The sequence below is a fragment of the Acidovorax sp. genome (assembly GCF_046314175.1).
Classification (GTDB): domain Bacteria; phylum Pseudomonadota; class Gammaproteobacteria; order Burkholderiales; family Burkholderiaceae_C; genus Acidovorax.
Genome location: NZ_JBKBXG010000187.1, coordinates 1 through 3,645 on the forward strand (window position 1 = coordinate 1; position 3,645 = coordinate 3,645).

5 protein-coding genes are annotated in these 3,645 nt (G+C 64.1%); all 5 read right to left on the reverse strand.

Annotated elements, in window-relative coordinates; genetic code table 11:
- The coding region (locus ACK4OE_RS25485) for an FAD-dependent oxidoreductase (RefSeq protein ID WP_409889216.1) at window positions 1-864 on the reverse strand (864 nt) is incomplete at its 3' end.
- Between the two features lie 28 nt (window positions 865-892).
- On the reverse strand, window positions 893-1,732 hold the full coding sequence (gene hpnD / locus ACK4OE_RS25490; RefSeq protein WP_409889213.1) for a presqualene diphosphate synthase HpnD: 840 nt from the start codon (window positions 1,730-1,732) through the stop codon (window positions 893-895).
- A gap of 355 nt (window positions 1,733-2,087) precedes the next feature.
- Complete coding sequence (locus ACK4OE_RS25495; protein WP_409889214.1) at window positions 2,088-2,558, reverse strand: GIY-YIG nuclease family protein; 471 nt, start codon at window positions 2,556-2,558, stop codon at window positions 2,088-2,090.
- A gap of 62 nt (window positions 2,559-2,620) precedes the next feature.
- Window positions 2,621-3,331: a uracil-DNA glycosylase family protein gene (locus ACK4OE_RS25500; RefSeq protein WP_409889215.1), complete on the reverse strand. Its 711-nt coding sequence runs from the start codon at window positions 3,329-3,331 to the stop codon at window positions 2,621-2,623.
- A 207-nt stretch (window positions 3,332-3,538) separates the two neighbouring features.
- Window positions 3,539-3,645 (reverse strand): L-serine ammonia-lyase, iron-sulfur-dependent, subunit alpha (locus ACK4OE_RS25505; RefSeq protein ID WP_409889217.1); only part of this gene is annotated, 107 nt, incomplete at its 5' end.

Consider the following 3,645-nt stretch of genomic DNA (forward strand, 5'->3'; position numbering starts at 1 on the left):
CTCGGCCGTGGTGGCCCAGGCGTCGAGGGTGCGCGCTTCGGGCGCGGGCAGGCTGGCCTGGGCGGCGCGGGCCAGGCGCGCCGCTTCGGTGCTGGAGGTGGCCAGCACCACGGCGTCAAACAGCTCGCCATCCACCCGCCAGCCTTGCGCAGTGCGCGCCAGGGCTTGCACGCGGCGCCCGGTGTGCACGCGTGCGCCGCGGGCCTGCAACCATTGCGCAGCGGTTTCGGGGAAAAGCGTGCCCAGGTCGGTGCGCGGCAGCAGCAGGTTGGAGCCGCCCCGGCCGCTGAACAGGCTGTCGCGCAGCACGCGCAAAAACACCTGGCCGCACGCCTCCTGCGAGGGCGTGTTCAGCGCCGATACGCACAGCGGGTCAATGAATTCGGCCATGAGCCGCGGGGGCAGCTTGGCGCACAGCTGCTGCACCGTGGTGCCCGGCGCGCAGCGAAAGCCCCGCACGCGCCACAGCGCGGCGGTGCGCAGCAGGGCCAGCTTGTCGCCCGGCGGCCAGCCCCGCGCACGGGCAATGCCCAGCAGCGCGTCCCACGGCGGGGGCAGATCGGGCAGGCGCAGGCCCGTGCCGTCGGGGAAGGCCAGGGCCAGGGGCAGGCGCAGCAGCGCGCTATCCACATCCACGCCCACCTGGCGCATGAGGCGCAGGCTTTCCGCATAGGCACCGATGAGGATGTGCTGGCCGTTGTCGAGCACCAGCGGTTCGCCCTGCACGCCGTGGCCGCTGAAGGCCCGGGCCCGGCCCCCGGTGGCGCGCGCAGTCTCGAACACCGTGGGCGCCATGCCGGCCTGCGCCAGGCCCACGGCCGCCGCCATGCCGGCCCAGCCTGCACCGATCACCGCCACGTTCATCAAAGGGACGCCCTGGGTTTGCACGCCGCTACATCCGGCCCAGTGCCTGCACCTTCCACGCCAGCCAGAACTTGCGCAGCGGCGTGAGGCGGATGCGCTGGTGCAGCACCTGGAAGTTCTCGTGCTCGATCTCGCGCAGCAGCGTGCGGTAGATGTTGGCCATCATCAGGCCGGGCTTTTGCGCGCGGCGGTCGGCATCCGGCAGCAGGGCAAAGGCCTCGTCGTACAGCCGGTGCGCGCGCTCGGCCTGAAACCGCATCAGCGCGGTGAAGCGGTCGGAATACGTGCGCTTCAAAATCTCGTGCGCCTTCACGTCAAACTGCTGCAGCTCGCTCACCGGCAGGTAAATGCGGCCCAGCATGGCGTCTTCGCCCACGTCGCGGATGATGTTGGTGAGCTGGAACGCCAGGCCCAGCGTGTGGGCGTATTCGGTGGTGCGCGGCTCGGTCTGGCCAAAGATGCGCGCCGCCACCTCGCCCACCACACCCGCCACCAGGTGGCAGTAGCCCTTGAGCCCCGCAAAGTCGAGGTAACGGGTCTGCTCCAGGTCCATGTGGCAGCCGTCAATGACGGCCTGCAGGTGGCGCTGCTCGATACCGAATTCCGCCGTGTGCGGCATCAGCGCCAGCATCACCGGGTGGGTGGGCTGCCCCGCAAAGGCCTTGGCCACCTCGGCCTGCCACCACGCGAGCTTGGTGCGCGCTACGCCGGGGTCGGTCACTTCATCCACCACATCGTCCACCTCGCGGCAAAACGCATAAAACGCCGTGATGGCCGCACGGCGCTGCGCGGGCAGAAACAGGAAGGCGTAATAGAAGCTGCTGCCCGAGGCGGCGGCCTTTTGCTGTACGTACTGCTGCGGTGTCATGGGGCGCGATTGTCCCATGGCGCACCGTGGCGGGTGGGGTGGATGGATTTGAAGGGTTTTTGGGCTCTGGCGCTTATGGGGTATGCGCTAATAGCTATTGTTTTGGTAGTGACGCGAGTACGGCCCTTCGGATGCCTGCGTAGCGCGTTCTGCCGCCTGTGTGGTTTCTGGCTGCAGCGTTTGGTGCTGGCGATTTTGGACGATGGATGTCAGCTTTGCACTGCAGGGCAGCTTATGCGGCTGGTGGGGCAAGGCTTTGACAGACTGCTGTCGGCCAGAAAGAGCCAGGGAAGCGGTAAAAAAGTGGGCGCTCAGTGTGAACGTGTCCTACTCGACCGTCCCGTCAGACCGCAGCTCAGTGGTTATCGAAGTCATTGTGTTTTGCCTTCACTGCGAGCGCCACATAGACCTCAAGGAGTGCCTGTCTCACGGGGTCCGCCTCCTCGACGTAGCGTAGATCCATTTCACGAACTCTGGCCTTGGCCTCCACGAATGCTCTGGCGAATTTCGGCTCTCGCGCAAGTGCATCACGGGTGCCCTCGCCGGTTTTGTATGAAGCATCAAGCCGCCCTGTCACTTGCCGTGCGATCCTGAACGCGAAGGCAGCCATGCGGTGCGTCGCGCCGGGGCGCGAATGTCTTGCGATCCGGCCTCGGATGTTGTTGCTGCGTCCAACGTATAGGTATTCGTTGCCTTCGGAGAGAAGGTACACGCCAGCCTTTGGCATCTGCTTCGGCAAACGGGATGGCTTCACAGGCTCCATCGCCAGAAGTGCGTCAAGCTTTGGCCGGAGAGAGGCGACGTGTTGAAGGAACTGGGTATCCATGAGGACTAACGTCGGAGTTGACCGGCACGCAATGCCGCTGCGTGTCCGTGTCGAACGACCTATTAGACATCTGCCAACGCCCTCTGAGCGAGCACCCTCTTTCGACCGGACGCCGTGTCCGGAGGTCCTGAAGCCCACGCTTCGAAGTGGCCGTTACCGGGAGAGGGATGGGCGCCGTAAACCCAAAGTGCACCACCTGCACGGAATGCCATCTCATTGACCGAAGCGAAGTCGCGGTAGAGCGTCGAAAAGATGGCACGGGTCTTTGCGATGTAGGTATCTGCCGTTCCAAGGAGCACCACCAACTTAACCGTCTCGGGTAGCTGCTGCAGGTACCTGCTCGTGCAGCGCTGAATGACTGCAAGCGTACTCGGCGTTGTAAACGCCGACGGTATGACATCTCCACTCGTCTTGCAGACCCCATTCTTCATCTTGCCGAAGCTACAACGAACGAGAGAGGCAACGCCAAACTCTTTCTCGCGCGCCGTCATCACCTGGTCGATGCTGCGATCGGAAGGCATTTGGCCAAGCACCGTAAGAACCGTCTGTAACCTGTGCCTGGCTCCTGCAAAGGCCACTTTGTCGAAGTCACCTCCAGCGACTAACCGGTTCTGATTTGCCCCCTTGGAGAAGCCCAGAACGAGAACCCGGGGCGTGGGACTTCCGTAGTAGCCCGGGTTGTTCTGGAGTCGCCAGTCGCCCAAGACGAGAGTTTGTTCTGGGCCGCCGAAACAGGCGCGGCATTCGATCGGACCATGCGAGTAATGCGTCATGAGGGTTTCGCTGATGTCTAACGTGATGTTTCCCGCAAAACCTGCGGGATAAACTGGACGGTGCGGGATATTCTGGACACTGATTTCTCCTGGAAGTGGCTTGGTGAACCAGGCCCAGAGCAGGGCCCGTAGGACGCGCCCTGTTGGCGGGAGAAAGACGGGCTCAGCGCAAACGGCCAGCCAGGGCCAAACAGAGCGCTATTCCCCTCAGCACTCCACCACATTCACCGCCAGCCCCCCGCGCGATGTCTCCTTGTACTTGACCTTCATGTCCGCGCCGGTCTGCATCATGGTCTTGATCACCTTGTCGAGCG